The sequence below is a fragment of the Paenibacillus thermotolerans genome (assembly GCF_028745515.1).
GTDB classification, from domain to species: Bacteria; Bacillota; Bacilli; order Paenibacillales; family YIM-B00363; genus Paenibacillus_AE; species Paenibacillus_AE thermotolerans.
On record NZ_JAQZSG010000088.1, the window covers coordinates 1 to 1,257 of the forward strand.

Genomic DNA, 1,257 nt, shown 5'->3' on the forward strand with positions numbered 1-1,257 from the left:
GAGTGGACACAGAAAATTTCGTACTTCAGGCTGCATTGCCCGCAAAAAACTGAGCCTCAAACCGATCCGGTGAAAGGTAACCAAGTGAGCTATGTTTTCTTTTACGGTTGTAAAAAAACTCAAGGTACCAGTAAATTCTCTGTTGCGCTATTTGCCTTGTTGAAAATTTCTCACGGTACACGAGCTCCCGCTTAAGAATCCCGTGGAATGACTCGATACAAGCATTGTCATAACAATTTCCTTTACGACTCATGCTGCAGATCATCTTGTGCTTTTTAAGTCGCTCCTGGTAATCGTGTGAAGCATATTGAGAGCCACGGTCTGAATGATGGATAAGGCCAGGAGGCGGTTTCTGAGCCTTCACAGCACGGTCAAGCGCTTGTATAACAAGTTCTTTTGACAACGTTGGTAGAAGTGACCATCCCACGATTTTACGTGTAAATAGATCCATTACACTGGCTAGATAAAGATGGCCTTGGCGGGTCCAAATGTATGTAATGTCTGTCATCCAAACTTTATTGGGAGCAGTGGTTTCAAACTGCTGGTTAAGCAAATTTGGGGCTACTGGCAGGTTGTGGTCAGAGTCTGTTGTTGGTACTTTAAATTTCTTTACCGTACAGGAACGAAGGCCTTTTTCTCGCATGATGCGGCCCACTGTTTTCTCACCAACCACTATTCCTTTGTCCTTGAGGCAGTCCGTAATCTTGGGAGCCCCGTAAATACCATCATTGTCATGAAAGTGAAACTCAACTTGTTTGGCTAACTCCTCACGCCGGCGCGTACGCTCGCTCTTAGGGGCTTTAAGCCACTTGTAGTAACCACTCCGGGACACACCTAGTACGCTGCACATCTTCTCAACCCGAAATTCGGAGCGATGTTCCTCGATGAACTGGAACTTTATTTCGGGTCTTTCGTGAAGAAGTGCATGGCCTTTTTTAGGATGACGATCTCCTCTTGCAGATCATTGATTAAATCATCTTTCTCCTTCAAAAGGCGATCTGCTTCCCTGAGATTACCGCTTCCTACAAAGGGCTCATCCTTGAATTGGCGATACTGGGTCAGCCATTGCCTCAAGGTCTTGACAGGGATATTCAGCTCTTCGGCAATCTCAGGTAACGATTTACGATGTTGTTGAATGTACTTTACTGTCTCTTCTTTAAACTCCTTGTTGTAACGCTGACGTTGCTGTCCCATACTGCACACTCCGCTCTCCATGATAATTTGATTATGAAGGTACTAATTCGGAGTGTCCACTTT

Annotated in this window: 1 pseudogene; it reads right to left on the reverse strand. The window is 45.1% G+C overall.

Features of this window, described 5'->3' with window-relative positions:
- Positions 1-25: 25 nt before the first annotated feature.
- Positions 26-1,194 (reverse strand): annotated as a pseudogene (locus PT964_RS26325) (IS3 family transposase).
- Positions 1,195-1,257: the final 63 nt, after the last annotated feature.